The organism is Streptomyces saintjeani, from assembly GCF_055409605.1.
Map to the genome: position 1 here is coordinate 6655820 of NZ_CP189624.1, position 14945 is coordinate 6670764.

Below are 14945 nucleotides of genomic sequence, written 5' to 3' on the forward strand. Positions count from 1 at the left end.
GGACCCAGCGAGGCGAATGTGAGCACAACCGAGGCGAAGGCCGCTGAGGCCGAGATCCTGCTGAAGGTCTCCGGCCTCCAGAAGCACTTCCCGATCCGCAAGGGCCTCCTCCAGCGCCAGTCCGGTGCCGTCCGCGCCGTCGACGGCATCGACTTCGAGGTCCGCAAGGGCGAGACGCTCGGTGTCGTCGGCGAGTCCGGGTGCGGCAAGTCCACGATGGGCCGCCTCATCACGCGGCTCCTCGAACCCACCGGCGGCAGCGTCGAGTTCGAGGGCAAGGACATCACGCACCTCAGCGCCGCGGGGATGCGCCCGATGCGCCGCGACGTCCAGATGATCTTCCAGGACCCTTACTCGTCGCTGAACCCCCGCCACACGATCGGTACGATCGTCAGCGCGCCGTTCAAGCTCCAGGGGGTGACCCCGGAGGGCGGCGTCAAGGCGGAGGTCCAGCGTCTGCTGTCGGTGGTCGGCCTCAACCCCGAGCACTACAACCGCTACCCGCACGAATTCTCGGGCGGCCAGCGCCAGCGCATCGGCATCGCCCGCGCGTTGGCCCTGAACCCGAAGCTGGTCGTGGCGGACGAACCGGTCTCGGCCCTGGACGTCTCGATCCAGGCCCAGGTGGTCAACCTCCTGGACGACCTCCAGTCGGAACTGGGCCTGACGTACGTCATCATCGCCCACGACCTCTCGGTGGTCCGCCACGTCTCGGACCGTATCGCGGTGATGTACCTGGGCAAGATCGTGGAACTGGCGGACCGGGACAAGCTGTACAAGTCCCCGATGCACCCGTACACGAAGGCCCTGCTCTCGGCGGTCCCGATCCCGGACCCGAAGCGCCGCGCGGCGAAGAGCGAACGCATCTTCCTGAAGGGCGACGTCCCGTCCCCCATCTCCCCGCCCAGCGGCTGCCGCTTCCACACGCGCTGCTGGAAGGCGACGCAGATCTGCCAGACGACGGAACCCCCCCTCCTGGAACTGATCCCCGGCCAGCAGGTGGCCTGCCACCACCCGGAGAACTTCGCGGACCAGGCCCCCCAGGAAACGGTCCTCCTGACAGTGGCCAAGCAGGCGGCGGAACTGGTGGCGGACGAGGTCCTGGCGGAATCGGCGGAGACATCGGCGGCGGTGGCGGCGGAGGTAGAGACGCCGGGGGACAAGCCGGAAGCTGACTAACGCCGGACGGAACCAAGTTTTTCAGGGGCGCGGGGAACTGCGCGATCAACCACGACGGACCCGCACTCGACAACGAGCCGACTGCCCCCCCCCGTGGTTCGCCGCGCAGCACCCCGCGCCCCTGCGCGTATCACCACCCCGCATGACAACTTGGCAAAGTCATGCACATGCCCACACCGCGCCCTGCAAAGTCGTCCCCGTCCGACACATCGGTACACCGTACGAAAGGGACGACCATGGCCCTCTCCCGCTCGGCCTGGGCAGGCACAGCCGTAGCCGCGGCAGCCACCCTCTTCGTCGTCGCAGCCTCCCCCGCCCCCACCCCCGGCGCGGACGGCATGGGCGACACCTACTTCCCCCAACTGGGCAACGGCGGCTACGACGCCCTCCACTACGACCTCGGCGTCGCCTACAACCCGGACACGGACCGCCTGGACGGCACCACCACCCTCACCGCGAGAGCGACCCAGAACCTCTCCGCATTCGACCTGGACCTCCAGAAGTTGGAGGTCACCAGGGTCGAAGTGAACGGAAAGAAGGCGGAGTTCACCAGGGAGGGCGACGAGATAAAGATCACGCCCCGTCAGTTCCTGAAGAAGGGACGGACGTTCAAGGTGAGCGTGACGTACGGCGGCGTACCGGAACCCTTGGGCGGCCCCATAGTCTTCGGCTCGGACTACGGCTGGATGAAGACCGCGGACGGCGTCTTCGTGGCCTGCGAACCGAACGCCGCGTCGACCTGGTTCCCGTCCAGCGACCACCCTTCGGACAAGGCGACGTACGACATCCGCATACGGACTCCCAAGGGCCTGACGGCGGTGTCGAACGGCCGCCTCGTCTCGACGTTCGACAAGGGCGACTCCACGTACACGCACTGGCGCGAGTCGAAGCCGATGGCGACGTACCTGGCGACGGCGACGATAGGCAAGTTCGACGTACGGACGGGCACCACCCCCGCCGGCACCCCCATCTACGTGGCGATAGACCCGGTGCTGGCGAACAGCAACAACGTCGACGTGTACGGAGTGACCGCCGAGGCCACCGACTACTGGTCCCAGGTCTTCGGCCCGTACCCCTTCGAGGAGACCGGCGCGATAGTCGACGACATGCCGCAGGCGGGCTTCTCCCTGGAGGTCCAGAGCAAGCCGGTCTACTCGGCGGTCCGCAGCGAATCGACGATCGTCCACGAACTGGCGCACCAGTGGTTCGGCGACTCCGTGAGCGTCGCGCACTGGAAGGACATCTGGCTGAACGAGGGCTTCGCGACGTACAGCCAGTGGCTGTGGGACGAGCACAAGGGCACCCGCACGGCGCACGACGCGTTCCTGGCGGGCTACAACTCCCGCCCGGGAACCAGTGCGTTCTGGCAGGTCACCGTAGGCGACCCGCAGCGGGACACGATGTTCGCCTCGGCCGTCTACCAGCGCGGCGCGATGACCCTCCAGGTCCTGCGCGAACGCATAGGCGACGCGGCCTTCTTCAAGCTCCTGCCGGCCTGGACGAAGCGGCACCGCTACGGCAACGCGAACACGGCCGAGTTCATCGGCCTCGCGGAGAAGATCTCGGGCCAGCAGCTGGACGACCTCTTCCAGACGTGGCTCTTCACGACAGGGAAACCGACCCTCTAGCCCCTCCACCCCTTGCATAACAAGGAAGACATCCGGCGATAAGCAAGAATGTGCGGGTGCTCCAGCAAATCTTCAGCCCCTCCGTCCAGCACACCCTGGACCTGGCCGGCATCTTCGTCTTCGCGCTCTCGGGCGCTCTGCTGGCGGTCCGCAAGAACTTCGACGTCTTCGGTATCGCCGTCCTCGCCGAGGTGACCGCGCTGGGCGGGGGCCTGTTCCGCGACCTGGTGATCGGCGCGGTCCCCCCGGCGGCGTTCACGGACCTGGGCTACTTCATCACCCCGTTGATCGCCGCCCTGATCGTCGTCTTCCTCCACCCGGAGGTGGAGCGCATCCAGAACGCGGTGAACGTCTTCGACGCGGCGGGCCTCGGCCTCTTCTGCGTGGCGGGCACGACGAAGGCGTACGACCACGGCCTGGGCCTGACGGCGTCGGCGACCCTGGGCCTGGCCACAGGGGTGGGCGGCGGAGTCCTCCGGGACGTCCTGGCGAACGAGATCCCGTCCCTCCTGCGCTGGGACCGCGACCTCTACGCGGTCCCGGCGATGGTAGGGGCCACGATGGTGGTGATCTGCATCCACTACGAGGTCCTCAACCCCCTGACCAGCGGCATCGCCGCCACCACCGCCTTCGTCCTGCGCCTCCTGGCGATCCACTACCACTGGCGGGCCCCCCGGGCATGGAACCGCAGAGCTACTGCGCGAGAGGAGTAGTACCCCTGGTACCGGCGGCCCCGGTCCCGGAGCCGGACCCCGTACCCGTACCGCCCTCGGCCTCCGTGCTACCCGTAGTACCGGCCCCGCCGCCCGCAGTACCCGTACTACCTCCGCCGTCCCCGCCCGATACGTTCGTCAGCCCCATCTGCGTGGTCAGCCACTGGAACGCCGGTACTACCTGCGGTTTCCACAGCTTCATGTTGTGGCCGCCGACCTTCTTCGGGATGTAGACGACGTGGACGACCGTCGGTGCCTTGGCCTCCTTCTTGAGGGCGAGGCCCGCCTCGTAGCCGTCGCCGGGCTGGCCGGACTGGTAGAGGGAGACCGCCGGGGGAGTGGCCGCCTTCTGGAGCATGAAGAAGGGGTTGGTGTCGTGCCGCAGGGTCGGGTCCTGGGCGGTGAGGGAGGAGCGCTCGCCCATCGGGTCGTTGTACCCCGAGAGGCTGACGGCGGCGCGGTAGCGGTCGGGGTGGGCGATGGCCAGCTTGGTCGCGCAGTGGGCGCCCGCCGAGTACCCGGCGACGGCCCAGCCCTTGGGCGCGGGCAGGGCGCGGAAGTTGTCGGTCACCATCTTCGGTACGTCGACGCTGAGCCAGGTGTCCGCGTTGACGGTGCCCGGCACGTTCGCGCACCCGGTGTCGACGCCCGCGAGGAGCGTCGTACGCGGCGCGACCAGGATGAACGGCGCGATCTTGCCCTGCCGCATGAGCGAGGCGAGCTGCTCGTGGGCGTGCAGGGAGCCGAACCATGCCTTCGCGGAGCCGGGGTAGCCGGGCAGCAGCTCGACGACGGGGAAGTGGATGTTCTTGAGGGACGGGTCGTTGTACTGCGGCGGCAGCCAGACGTAGACCTCGGCGGTGACGCCCGAGACCTGCCCCTTCAGCTCGGTCTGCATGACCCCGCCGGCCGCGCGCATCCCCGGCCCCTCGGCGTCGGTGAACTTCTGCTTGACCTTCGGGAGCTTCTTCACCGCTATCCCGCCGGTGCCGCTCGCGCCGAGGTCGCGGGCCTGGTTGACGTGCGACCCGGTACCGAGCAGGTCGGCCCAGTTGTCGTACAGGTTGTTGGAGTTGTTCACCAGGGTGAAGACCAGCGCGACGGCGGTCCCCTGCGCGAACAGCAGCATCAGGAAGCGCACCCCGGCCCGCAGGACGCGCGGCCCGCCCAGCCGCGTCCACAGGAACAGCGGGAGCACGATGGCGACGACCGCCAGCGCGATCAGCGTGTAGAGGAACGGGGTCCCGGTAAGGCTCATGTCCCTACAGAGGGAAAACACGGGCCCCGGGTTTACGGACGTGTGCGGACACTTACCGAGAAATTGCCGGAGGCTCACCGAAGTACGCCGTGGATCTTGCGGGGGCAGGTGGGTACCGGCCGGTAAAGCTACTGCTTAGTAATCTCCTGTTGTACTGTTCACCCATGTCAGAGACAGCCGCCCCCGCCACCGTCGGAGACAGCGAGTTCGACCGCGCGACGACGCTCACTCCCCGCGCCCCCGGTGCGTATGACATAGATCTCCCGGCGGGCTGGACCATCTTCGGCGCCCTCAACGGCGGCTACCTCCTGGCCGTCCTCGGCCGGGCCCTCGGCGACACGCTCCCGCACCCCCACCCCTTCACGATCTCGGCCCACTACCTGAGCGCCTCCCGCCCCGGCCCGGCGACGGTCCGCACGGAAACGGTCCGCACGGGCCGCACGCTCTCGACGGGCCAGGCGTCCCTGTTCCAGTACGACGAGACGGGCGCCGAGGTCGAACGCATCCGCGTCCTCGCCTCCTACGGCGACCTCGCGAGCCTCCCCGACGACGTCCGCACGTCGGCGAAACCCCCGGCGTTCCCGCCCCTGACCCACTGTGTGGGCCCGGACGACGCCCCCGGCTCGGCGGACCAGCAGCCCATAGCGGAACGGGTGATGCTCAAACTCGACCCCGCGACGGTCGGCTGGGCCCTGGGCCGGCCCTCCGGCAAGGGCGAGTCCCGGGCCTGGTTCGGCCTCGCGGACGGCCGGGACGCCGACCCCCTCTCCCTCCTCCTCGCGGTGGACGCCCTCCCCCCGACCGCCTTCGACCTGGGCCTCAAGGGCTGGGTCCCGACGATCGAACTCACCGCCCACATCAGGGCGTTGCCCGCCCCGGGCCCGGTCCGCGTCGCCATCACCACCCGTAACCTCGCGGGCGGCTTCCTGGAGGAGGACGCGGAGATCTGGGACAGCGAGGACCGCCTGGTGGCCCAGTCCCGCCAACTCGCGCGCGTCACACTGCCGTAAGAGGCTCCCGCCCGGTCCAGGCGGCCAACTTCCCGTAGAAGCCGGCCCCTTCGGGAGCCTCGACGGCGGACCCGAACGGAATCCCGGCGGGCCGCTGAGGGCCGGGCAGGTTCCGCAGGGCGGCGTCCAGAGCGAACTCCCCGACCTCGTCGGAGAGTTCGACGGGCCACCCGAGGGCCTCGCTCAAGTCCCAGGTGTGCGTGGCCAGTTCCATGACATACCCCGACAGAGCGGCGGCCCCCGGCACCTCCCCCCACGGCACCCGGACGGTCTTCGTGAGCGACGCGTCGTCCTCCCACGCCTTCACCCCTCGAACGCGCGCCTCCTCGAACACCACCCCCCACTCGTCGTCCCCCACCCCTTCCACGAACGCCTTCACGGCAAGCCCGTCCCCACTCTCCCCGGTCACGGCGACCCGCACCATCACCCCGACGACGTGCGACAGCAACCCCCGCACGTCGAACTCCGGACACGGCGTCCCCGCCCCGAGCTGCTCGACCCGCACGGCGTCGATCAACTCCCCGATCTGCGCGGTGGCTCGGGCGTACAGGGAACGAGGGTCGACAGTCATGGACGTACCTTTCCGTAACGGCTGCTGTGTACGAGGAGGCTGTCACCGAAACCTGACACCTCCCGTCAGCTTTTGCGCGATGCTGGTCCGGTGAAATCCGATCGCCTCCTCTCGATCCTCCTGCTGCTCCAGACCCGGGGCCTGGTCCCCGCGCACGAGCTGGCCGCCCGCCTGGAGGTGTCCGAGCGGACCATCTACCGCGACGTCGAGTCCCTGTCGGCCGCAGGCGTGCCCGTGTACGCCGAGCGCGGCCGGCACGGCGGCATCCGCCTGCTCGAAGGCTTCCGTACGGACGTCACCGGCCTGACCGCCGACGAGTCCCGCGCCCTCTTCGTCCTCGCCGCCCAGGGCGCGCACGAAGCCCTCGGCCTGGACTCCGCGTTGGGCTCCGCCCTGCGCAAGGTGATGGCCGCGCTCCCCGCCCCGCACCGCCCCGCCGCCGAGGTCACCAGCCGCCGCATCCTCGTCGACGCGACGCGCTGGTGGATGAACGGCGAGGTGAAACCCGTGGACCTGGGCATCCTCCAGGACGCGGTCTTCACGGACCGCCGCCTGCGCCTGCGCTACCGGCACAGCGGTACGACCGACCCCCGCACGTACACCGTCGACCCGTACGGCCTCGTGTCCAAGGCCGGGGTCTGGTACCTGGTCGCCGACCGCCGCAGCAGGCCCCAGCTCTTCCGCGCGGACCGCATCCAGTCGGCGAAGCACCTCGCGGTCCCGGTCAAACGCCGCCCCGGCGTCGAACTCGCCGAGGTCTGGGACGTGTTGAGACGCCAGGTCGAGGAACGCCCGGCCGCCATCGAGGTGACGGTCCGGGTGCGCCGCGACGGACTGGACCGCTTCCTCCGTATCGCGGCATCGCAACTGGCGCACCCCCAGGAGGAGTTGGACCAATCGGCGGCCTGGGTCCACGTCCGCCTCGCCTACGAACAACTCCCCGCGACCCGCCAACTCCTCATGTTCTCCGACCTCGTGGAGGTCGTCTCCCCGCCGGAGGTCCGCGCGGAACTACGCGCGGCGCTCGCCTCTGTCACGGCCCTGTACCAGCGCTCGGAAGGGGAGCTGGGGTGAACGGGCAGGTCAGCGGGGCAACTTGAGAGACGCTTGACCCGCTGGACAGCCGCCCCACAGACGACGCCCAACAAAGCCCCAGACGCCGTTGATTGAGTCCAGAACCTCAGAACTCACTCATCCCCCCTGGAGTTGTCTCTCATGAAGCGCGCGCGTCTAGTCCCCGCAGTGGCCCTCCTGGCGCTGTCGCCGCTGGCCCTGGCGGCCTGCGGCTCAAGCGACTCGTCGTCGACGAACACCGGCGACTCCACACAGCGGCAGTGCCAGGCACCGACGGGCATGCCCACGGGAACGGCCCGCCCGAGCGGAGCCCCGACGGGCGGGCCGACAGGCAGCCCGACGGCGATGCCGTCAGGGATGCCGTCAGGGATGCCGACGGCGGGCGCGGCGGCGGGCGGCGGGCAGGGCGGTCCCGGCGGAGGCGGCCAGGGCGGCGGTTGTGGCGGCGGGCCGGGCGGTGCGGCCCAGGGCCAGCAGGCACAGCAGCAGGGCTGAGCAGGTAAACCCCGGGCGCACCAACGCCGTTAGGGGTGCGGGGCTGTATCGATGTGCGGCTACCGCCGCGTGGGCGCGAGCAGCCCCCACTACGCATTCCAGTGCGACCGCCCGATGCTGATCAACCGCATCTGCCGAGCAACCCGATCCACCACCACCGCCCGCTCCCCGGCAGCCGCATCCAACGTCTCCAGGAACAACGAGGCGACGATCAACATCTGATCCACATACAACTGGGCCAGCATCAGCAGATCCCCCGCGCTCCACCCCTCGGCCCCGGAATCCTTCGCCAGCTCATCCCGAACCTCCTCGGCGAACCGGGCGAGTTGGGCACGAATGGCCTCGCGGACCGGCTGAACCCCACCGTGCCGCTCACGCGCGATGAACCGCACATGCGCGGGGTGCGCGGACACATGCCCGTCGATCAGCTCCAGCGCCCGGGCGATCCGTTGCTCAGGATCGTCCGTAGCGATGACGGTCGTACGGATCATCGGATGCAGACTCCCGAGCGCCTGCTCGACGAGGGCGACCCCAAGGTCGGGGATGGACCGGAAGTGCCGGTAGAAGGCGGTCGGCGCCACCCCCACCGCCCGGGTCACCTCGCGAAGCCCAAGGCTGCTGAGACTCTGCTCCTCCAGCAACTCCAACGCGGCGTCCAGAAACGCCTGCCGCGTCTTCTGCTTCTGCGCCTGGCGGACGCCCACGGTGTGACTCATCTCTCCAGTTAACAACTGTTCTCCGTAATCGCAAAGCCGGCCACAGGGACTAGACTCCCAAGTCAGTGAACAACTGTAACAACAACTGTTCACTCATCTGTAACGAGTCTCGCGAAGGGATCCCCCGATGTTGTTCCTGGTAGCCGCGCTGCTCCTGCTCGGCGTAGCCATGGGCACGGTGGCGCACGCCCCGCTGAGCGTCACGCTGATCGCGGCGACGGTCATAGCGACGTGGCTGGCGATCTTCGCCGTACGAGAACGAGCCACCCGCCGCCGTACCACCGGCCCCCGAAGGGAAGCCTGAAGATGCTCCGCCTGACAGCAGCCCCCACCCCTCAAGCCACGGCCGCCCCCCGGGACCCGGACGGCATGGCGGTGGCGTCGTTCATCCTGGGACTGGTGGGCCTCCTGGTCCTGAACCTGTTCCTGGGCCCGATCGCGATAGTCCTGGCGACGGTGTCCCTGCTCCGGGGCACAACCCGCCGAGGCCGGGCCTTCCTGGGCCTGACGCTGGGGATGGCGGACCTGGTGGTCCTGTTCGCCTTCATGCAGGCGGACGCGTCGATCTCGTGGAGCTTCTAGCGGCGCCGCCCTCCACCCGCCCCCCGAGTCCCACCCCCGAGCCCCGACACCCCGCCCCCCACCCCCCGGCCCGTACAATCGCTGAACCATGGCCTACCTCGACCACGCCGCAACCACCCCGATGCTCCCCCAGGCGGCAGAGGCACTGACCGCGCACCTGGGAGTCACCGGCAACGCCTCCGCCCTGCACGCGGCGGGGCGCAGAGCCCGCCGTACGGTCGAGGAGGCGAGGGAAACCCTCGCGGAGTCCCTCGGCGCCCGCCCCAGCGAGGTCGTCTTCACGTCGGGCGGCACCGAGGCGGACAACCTCGCGGTGAAGGGCCTCTACTGGTCGAGGCGGGACGCGGACCCCCGGAGGACCCGCGTACTGGCCAGCCCCGTGGAACACCACGCGGTGCTGGACGCGATCGACTGGCTCGCGGACCACGAGGGCGCGACGGTCGAGTACCTCCCGGTGGACCCGTACGGAAGAGTCCACCCCGACGCCCTCCGCGAGGCGATCGCGAGGAACCCCGACGACGTGGCCCTCACCACGATCATGTGGGCGAACAACGAGATCGGCACGGTCATGCCGATCCGCGAACTGGCCGCCGTGGCAACGGAGTACGGCATCCCGATGCACGCCGACGCGGTCCAGGCGTACGGCCAGCTCCCCCTGGACTTCGCGGAGTCGGGCCTCGCCGCGATGACGGTCTCGGGCCACAAGATCGGCGGCCCGTACGGCATCGGCGCGCTCCTGCTGGGCCGCGAGTACACCCCCGTACCGGTCCTGCACGGCGGCGGCCAGGAACGCCACGTCAGATCGGGCACGTTGGACACCCCGGCGATCGCGTCGTTCGCGGTGGCCGGTCAACACGCGGCGGAACACCGGGAGTTGTTCGCGAGGGAGATCGGTGCACTGAGGGACGCCCTCGTCGAGTCGGTCCGTACGGCGGTCCCGGACGCGATCCTCGGCGGCGACCCGTCCCCGGACGGCCGCCTCCCCGCGAACGCGCACTTCACGTTCCCGGGCTGCGAGGGCGACTCCCTGCTCCTGCTCCTGGACGCCCAGGGCATCGAATGCTCGACGGGCTCCGCCTGTACGGCGGGTGTGGCCCAGCCGAGCCACGTCCTGCTGGCGGTGGGCACGGACCCGGACCTGGCGCGAGGAACCCTCCGCTTCTCCCTCGGCCACACCTCGACGGAGGCCGACATCGACGCGGTCGCCAAGGCGATCGGCCCGGCGGTGGAACGCGCGCGGGCGGCGGGACTGTCATGACCCCACCGCCCACGGCTTTCTAACTCTCCGTCACCATCAGCGCCGCCATCATCCCCTCGTCCTCGTGCTGGAGGAGATGGCAGTGCAGCATGTACATGTACGTGTCGTCCGTGAAGTCCGTGAACTTCATGGCGATCTTGATGGACCCGCCGCCGACCACCTCGAACGTGTCGAACCACCCCAGGTCCACCCCCGTCGGCTTCTCCCCGTTGATCTCGATCAACTGGAAGGGCACGTCGTGGAGATGGAAGGAGTGCTCCAACTGCGTCGCGTTGGTGACGGTCCAGATCTCCTCGGCATCGAGGGTCGTGCTGATCATCGCCATCCCGGACATGGTCGTCCCGACGGACCCGTTGATCGTCATGTTCAGCCCGCTCTGCCCGAGCGTGATCGTGCGGGCGGTGAACGACGAAGTGTCGTACCGGGTGATGGAGTTGAGGGCCGACGGCAGATCGGCGGGCGTGTCGGAGGCGCTCGGCGTGACGGTCAGGAAGTCGTACGTCCCGCTGCCGCCCCGCACCCACCCGGTCGTGACGACGGTCTGGAGCGTCACGGCGTCGCTGAGGTCCATGACGAACTCGGCGCGCGCACCGGCGACGAGCCGGATGGAGGTGACCTCGGCGGCGGACGCCAAGTACCCCTGATCCGTGGCTATCTGAGTCAGCGTGCCGCCGTCGCCGCGCTGGATGGTGAGGATGTCGGCGGGGGAGGCGTTGAGCACCCGGAACCGGGTCCGCGTCTTCGTCGCGGTGAACGTGAGCGTCGTGTCGTCGACGTTGACCCCGTTGCACAGCAGCGGATAGACGAGGCTGCCGCCGAGGTACCCGGTGAGGTTGTACTTGACGTCACCGCCGCTGTCGGCGGCCAGCGACTGGAGGATGATCGGGATGTCGTCCACGCCGTAGTCGCCGGGCAGCGCGGCGGACGCCGCCGAGTCGTCCTCGACGATGATCATCCCGGCGAGCCCCCGGACGACCTGCTCGGCGGTCGTGCCGAGCGCGTGCGGGTGGTACCAGAGCGTCTTCGCCTCGTCCTTGACCTCGAAGGTCGGCGACCAGGTCGTGCCGTCGGCGAACGCGTTCTGCGGACCGCCGTCCATCTCGGCGGGGATGTGCGCGCCGTGGAAGTGGACGGTGGTGTCGGCACCGAGGCTGTTGGTGATGTCCAGCAGGACGGTCGAGCCGTTGGTCCACTTCATGGTCGGGCCGAGGTAACTCCCGTTGTAGCCCGCGCTGGTGCTGGAGACGCCGCTCAGCACGTCGTGCGTACCGGTCCGCGCCTCCAGCGTGAACGTGGTCGTCGTCCCCGAGGTCGTCCCCTCCAGCAGGTCCGGCACGGTCAGTGTCGCCGTGTTCGTCGCGGCGCTCGCCCTGTTCCCGCCGGTCCCGCCGAGCAGCCCGACCGCCGTACCGGCCCCGGCGACCGCCCCGAACCCGATCCCCGCCATCCCACCGAGGAACTTCCGCCGGTGCAGGCCCTTCGAGCGCCGGCCGGCCTTCGCGTGCTCACTCTTGTCACTGTCCGTGTGCTCCGTGGAGTGCGTCATGGCGGGGAGCCTGGAGCAGCGGTCTGTGCGCGCCCTGGGGTGAGGTTAGGAGTTGCCTACGTGTGCCCCGCTCTCACGCCTCCGCCTTCGACAACGCCTCCTTGGCCTCCCCGACCAGCCGCAGGTACCGGTCCCAGTCCCAGTGCTCCCCGGGGTCCGTGTGGTCCGTCCCCGGCACCTCCACGTGCCCGATGATGTGCTTCCGGTCCACCGGAATCCCGTACCGCACGCACACCCCCGCCGCGAGCCGCGCCGAAGCCGCGTACATCGCGTCCGTGAAGTCCTCCGGCCGGTCCACGAAGCCCTCGTGCTCGATGCCCACGCTCCGCTCGTTGTACGACCGGTTCCCCGCGTGGTACGCGACGTCCAGCTCGCGGATCATCTGGGCGATCCGGCCGTCCTGCCCGACGATGTAGTGCGCGGCGGCCAGGTGCCCGGGGTCCTGGAACGCCTTCACGGCGCTGGCGAAATCGCCCTGCGTGACATGGACGACGATCATGTCGACGTCGTAGTCGTCGGGCCGGTCGGCCCACCGGAAGTTCGCGTCGGACGCCTCCACCCACCGCGCGCCCGCGAAGTCGACGGCGCCCTCGACCCGGGGCCGCTGGTTCCCGGGCAGCTTCCACCACAGCCGCGACAGGTCGTCCCGCGCGATCACGGCCGTACCGCCCACGGCCGCCGCCACACCCCCGAAGATCAGCGCCCGCCGCCCGATGCGCCGCTCGCCTTCCCGCTGCCTGGACCCCATGGAACCCCTTCTCGCACTGCCCTCACATGATCCCCAACGCTTATCCGTGAGCCCTGGTTCCCGAGGCCCCGTACCCTGGAGGGGCTATGACTGAGACCGCGCGCCCCCTCCGAGTCCTCGCCGCCATGTCCGGCGGGGTCGACTCCGCTGTTGCCGCTGCCCGAGCAGCCGAAGCCGGCCACGACGTGACCGGCGTCCACCTCGCCCTCTCCGCGAACCCGCAATCGTTCCGCACGGGCGCGCGAGGGTGTTGCACGATCGAGGACTCCCGCGACGCGCGCCGCGCGGCCGACGTGATCGGCATCCCGTTCTACGTCTGGGACCTCGCGGACCGCTTCCGTGAGGACGTGGTCGAGGACTTCGTCGCCGAGTACGAGGCCGGCCGCACCCCCAACCCCTGCCTGCGCTGCAACGAGAAGATCAAGTTCGCCGCGCTGCTCGACAAGGCCCTCGCCCTCGGCTTCGACGCGGTGTGCACGGGCCACTACGCGAAGGTCCTGACCGGCGAGGACGGCACGCGCGAGCTGCACCGCGCGAGCGACATGGCGAAGGACCAGTCGTACGTCCTCGGCGTCCTCGACGAGAAGCAGCTCGCGCACGCGCTGTTCCCGCTGGGGGACACGGTGACCACGAAGGACGAGATCCGCGCGGAGGCCGAACGCCGTGGCCTCGCGGTCGCCAAGAAGCCCGACTCCCACGACATCTGCTTCATCGCCGACGGCGACACACAGGGCTTCCTCGCGAACCGTCTCGGCAAGGCCGAGGGCGACATCGTCGACGAGTCCGGCACGAAGCTCGGCACCCACGAGGGCGCGTACGGCTTCACGATCGGCCAGCGCAAGGGGCTGCGCATCGGCACGCCGGCCGCCGACGGCAAGCCGCGCTACGTCCTCGACATCTCGCCGGTCGACAACACGGTGACGGTCGGCCCGGTGGAGGCCCTCGACGTGACGTCCCTCACCGCCATCAAGCCGCGCTGGTGCGGGACGGTTCCCACGGGGGCAGCGGTCTACACGGCCCAGCTGCGCGCGCACGGGGGCGAGACGGAGGTCACGGCGGAACTGGTCGCCGGGGAACTCCAGGTCGAGTTCACGGAGCCGGTACGGGGTGTGGCTCCGGGCCAGGCGATCGTGCTGTACGACGGGACGCGGGTCGTGGGGTCGGCGACGATCGCGACGACGACGCGGCGTGAGACCGCCGGGGTCTGACGGGTCAGAGACCGAACAGCGCCGCCGCGTTGTCGTGACACACGCCCCGCAGCCACTCCCGGCCCAGCTCCAGTCCCTCCAGTGACTGGAGCTGGTGCAGGTACGGGTACGGGATGTTCGGGAAGTCCGTGCCGAGGAGGACGCGGTCGCCGAGGTCGGCCAGCCGGGGGACGGCGTCCGGCGGGAACGGCATGAAGGACTCGGCGAAGTCGGTGAACGTGATCGTCGTGTCCAGCCGCACTTCGGGATACCGCTCGGCCAGGTCCAGGAACTCCCCGTACTCCGGCATCCCCATGTGCGCGATGATCAGCCGGAGTTGGGGGTGTCGCGCGAGGACCCGCTCGATCGGCTCGGGCCCGGTGTGCTTGCCCGGTGTGGGCCCCGACCCGCAGTGGATGACGACCGGGACACCGGCCTCGGCGAGCAACCCCCATACGGGGTCGAGGAGTTCGTCGGCGGGGTCGTAACCCCCCACTTGCACATGCGCCTTGAACACCCGCGCGCCCGCCTCGACGGCCTCCCGGACGTACAACTCGACGTCGGGCTCGGGGAAAAGGGTCGCGGTGTGCAGGCAGTCGGGAGTGCGCCCGGCGAAGTCGGCGGCCCACCCGTTCAGCCAGCGGGCCATGCCGGGCTTGTGCGGGTAGAGCATCGCGGTGAAGGCGCGGACGCCGAAGTCCCGTAGGAGGGCGGTGCGTTCGGCTTCTTCGACGCGGTAGGTGATGGGCCAGTCCATGCCGGTGCGGGGGCCGACGGAGTCGAAGTAGTCCCAGACTTTGCGGAGGACGCGGTCGGGCATGAAGTGGGTGTGCACGTCGATGAGGCCGGGGAGGCCGAGGTGTCGCCAGAACCGGCGGACCTGCTCGGCCTCTTCAGTCACAGGGACTTCACGAGGGCGGTGAAGGCGGCGCGGGTGAGGGGGAAGCTCCGGGCGGGGGCCTTGCTGTCGCATCCGGCGA

16 protein-coding genes are annotated in these 14945 nt (G+C 69.7%); 10 read left to right on the forward strand and 6 right to left on the reverse strand.

Going from position 1 to position 14945, the window contains the following annotated elements:
* The first annotated feature begins 18 nt into the window (after positions 1-18).
* From ACQCO7_RS30405 to ACQCO7_RS30415, 3 genes are all read left to right on the forward strand, one after another.
* The gene (locus ACQCO7_RS30405) at positions 19-1179 is read left to right on the forward strand and encodes an ABC transporter ATP-binding protein (protein WP_464074805.1); all 1161 of its coding nucleotides are present in this window, start codon (positions 19-21) and stop codon (positions 1177-1179) included.
* 236 nt (positions 1180-1415) lie between these two features.
* Positions 1416-2807, forward strand: a complete 1392-nt coding sequence (locus ACQCO7_RS30410) for a M1 family metallopeptidase (protein ID WP_464074806.1) — start codon at positions 1416-1418, stop codon at positions 2805-2807.
* Positions 2808-2863: 56 nt separating this feature from the next.
* Positions 2864-3520 carry a trimeric intracellular cation channel family protein gene (locus ACQCO7_RS30415; protein WP_464074807.1) on the forward strand — a complete coding sequence of 219 codons (657 nt, stop codon included), beginning with the start codon at positions 2864-2866 and terminating at the stop codon, positions 3518-3520.
* Here ACQCO7_RS30415 and ACQCO7_RS30420 read toward each other — a convergent pair.
* Positions 3501-4778, reverse strand: a complete 1278-nt coding sequence (locus tag ACQCO7_RS30420) for an alpha/beta hydrolase (protein WP_464074808.1) — start codon at positions 4776-4778, stop codon at positions 3501-3503. The genes ACQCO7_RS30415 and ACQCO7_RS30420 overlap by 20 nt on opposite strands.
* A 164-nt stretch (positions 4779-4942) precedes the next feature.
* On the opposite strand from ACQCO7_RS30420, the gene ACQCO7_RS30425 reads away from it, so the two are divergent.
* The gene (locus tag ACQCO7_RS30425; RefSeq protein WP_464074809.1) at positions 4943-5788 is read left to right on the forward strand and encodes a thioesterase family protein; all 846 of its coding nucleotides are present in this window, start codon (positions 4943-4945) and stop codon (positions 5786-5788) included.
* Here the strand turns inward: ACQCO7_RS30425 and ACQCO7_RS30430 are convergent.
* Positions 5775-6359: a TIGR03086 family metal-binding protein gene (locus tag ACQCO7_RS30430; protein WP_464074810.1), complete on the reverse strand. Its 585-nt coding sequence runs from the start codon at positions 6357-6359 to the stop codon at positions 5775-5777. The genes ACQCO7_RS30425 and ACQCO7_RS30430 overlap by 14 nt on opposite strands.
* A 90-nt stretch (positions 6360-6449) precedes the next feature.
* On the opposite strand from ACQCO7_RS30430, the gene ACQCO7_RS30435 reads away from it, so the two are divergent.
* Together ACQCO7_RS30435 and ACQCO7_RS30440 are read left to right on the forward strand one after the other, a co-directional pair.
* On the forward strand, positions 6450-7433 hold the full coding sequence (locus ACQCO7_RS30435) for a helix-turn-helix transcriptional regulator (protein ID WP_464074811.1): 984 nt from the start codon (positions 6450-6452) through the stop codon (positions 7431-7433).
* Between the two features lie 141 nt (positions 7434-7574).
* Positions 7575-7928 (forward strand): hypothetical protein, encoded by a 354-nt coding sequence (locus ACQCO7_RS30440; protein WP_464074812.1) that lies wholly within the window; start codon positions 7575-7577, stop codon positions 7926-7928.
* An 89-nt stretch (positions 7929-8017) separates the two neighbouring features.
* Here ACQCO7_RS30440 and ACQCO7_RS30445 read toward each other — a convergent pair whose 3' ends face one another.
* Positions 8018-8644, reverse strand: a complete 627-nt coding sequence (locus tag ACQCO7_RS30445) for a TetR family transcriptional regulator (protein ID WP_464074813.1) — start codon at positions 8642-8644, stop codon at positions 8018-8020.
* A gap of 127 nt (positions 8645-8771) precedes the next feature.
* Here ACQCO7_RS30445 and ACQCO7_RS30450 point away from each other — a divergent pair, with 127 nt between their 5' ends.
* From ACQCO7_RS30450 to ACQCO7_RS30460, 3 genes are all read left to right on the forward strand, one after another.
* Entirely contained in the window at positions 8772-8948 is a 177-nt protein-coding gene (locus tag ACQCO7_RS30450) for a hypothetical protein (RefSeq protein ID WP_464074814.1), read from the forward strand.
* Positions 8949-8950: 2 nt separating this feature from the next.
* Positions 8951-9226: a DUF4190 domain-containing protein gene (locus ACQCO7_RS30455; protein WP_409113971.1), complete on the forward strand. Its 276-nt coding sequence runs from the start codon at positions 8951-8953 to the stop codon at positions 9224-9226.
* Positions 9227-9314: 88 nt separating this feature from the next.
* A complete protein-coding gene (locus ACQCO7_RS30460) occupies positions 9315-10484 on the forward strand; it encodes a cysteine desulfurase family protein (RefSeq protein ID WP_464074815.1) in 1170 nt (389 codons plus the stop codon).
* Positions 10485-10503: 19 nt separating this feature from the next.
* Here the strand turns inward: ACQCO7_RS30460 and ACQCO7_RS30465 are convergent, their stop codons facing one another.
* Both ACQCO7_RS30465 and ACQCO7_RS30470 read right to left on the reverse strand, forming a co-directional pair.
* Positions 10504-12030, reverse strand: coding sequence for a multicopper oxidase family protein (locus tag ACQCO7_RS30465; RefSeq protein WP_464074816.1), 1527 nt, complete (start codon positions 12028-12030; stop codon positions 10504-10506).
* A gap of 73 nt (positions 12031-12103) precedes the next feature.
* Complete coding sequence (locus tag ACQCO7_RS30470) at positions 12104-12778, reverse strand: N-acetylmuramoyl-L-alanine amidase (protein WP_464074817.1); 675 nt, start codon at positions 12776-12778, stop codon at positions 12104-12106.
* Positions 12779-12864: 86 nt separating this feature from the next.
* Between ACQCO7_RS30470 and mnmA the strand changes: the two genes are divergently transcribed.
* A complete protein-coding gene (gene mnmA, locus ACQCO7_RS30475) occupies positions 12865-13986 on the forward strand; it encodes a tRNA 2-thiouridine(34) synthase MnmA (protein WP_464074818.1) in 1122 nt (373 codons plus the stop codon).
* Between the two features lie 4 nt (positions 13987-13990).
* Here the strand turns inward: mnmA and ACQCO7_RS30480 are convergent, their stop codons facing one another.
* On the reverse strand, positions 13991-14938 hold the full coding sequence (locus ACQCO7_RS30480; RefSeq protein ID WP_464074819.1) for an amidohydrolase family protein: 948 nt from the start codon (positions 14936-14938) through the stop codon (positions 13991-13993).
* Positions 14939-14945: the final 7 nt, after the last annotated feature.

Coding starts and splice junctions, on each gene's coding strand:
- ACQCO7_RS30410 (WP_464074806.1), top strand. CDS start 1,416: ATGGCCCTCTCCCGCTCGGCCTGGGCAGGCACAGCCGTAGCCGCGGCA.
- ACQCO7_RS30420 (WP_464074808.1), bottom strand. CDS start 4,778: ATGAGCCTTACCGGGACCCCGTTCCTCTACACGCTGATCGCGCTGGCG.
- ACQCO7_RS30425 (WP_464074809.1), top strand. CDS start 4,943: ATGTCAGAGACAGCCGCCCCCGCCACCGTCGGAGACAGCGAGTTCGAC.
- ACQCO7_RS30430 (WP_464074810.1), bottom strand. CDS start 6,359: ATGACTGTCGACCCTCGTTCCCTGTACGCCCGAGCCACCGCGCAGATC.
- ACQCO7_RS30440 (WP_464074812.1), top strand. CDS start 7,575: ATGAAGCGCGCGCGTCTAGTCCCCGCAGTGGCCCTCCTGGCGCTGTCG.
- ACQCO7_RS30445 (WP_464074813.1), bottom strand. CDS start 8,644: ATGAGTCACACCGTGGGCGTCCGCCAGGCGCAGAAGCAGAAGACGCGG.
- ACQCO7_RS30450 (WP_464074814.1), top strand. CDS start 8,772: ATGTTGTTCCTGGTAGCCGCGCTGCTCCTGCTCGGCGTAGCCATGGGC.
- ACQCO7_RS30455 (WP_409113971.1), top strand. CDS start 8,951: ATGCTCCGCCTGACAGCAGCCCCCACCCCTCAAGCCACGGCCGCCCCC.
- ACQCO7_RS30460 (WP_464074815.1), top strand. CDS start 9,315: ATGGCCTACCTCGACCACGCCGCAACCACCCCGATGCTCCCCCAGGCG.
- ACQCO7_RS30465 (WP_464074816.1), bottom strand. CDS start 12,030: ATGACGCACTCCACGGAGCACACGGACAGTGACAAGAGTGAGCACGCG.
- ACQCO7_RS30470 (WP_464074817.1), bottom strand. CDS start 12,778: ATGGGGTCCAGGCAGCGGGAAGGCGAGCGGCGCATCGGGCGGCGGGCG.
- mnmA (WP_464074818.1), top strand. CDS start 12,865: ATGACTGAGACCGCGCGCCCCCTCCGAGTCCTCGCCGCCATGTCCGGC.
- ACQCO7_RS30480 (WP_464074819.1), bottom strand. CDS start 14,938: ATGCGACAGCAAGGCCCCCGCCCGGAGCTTCCCCCTCACCCGCGCCGC.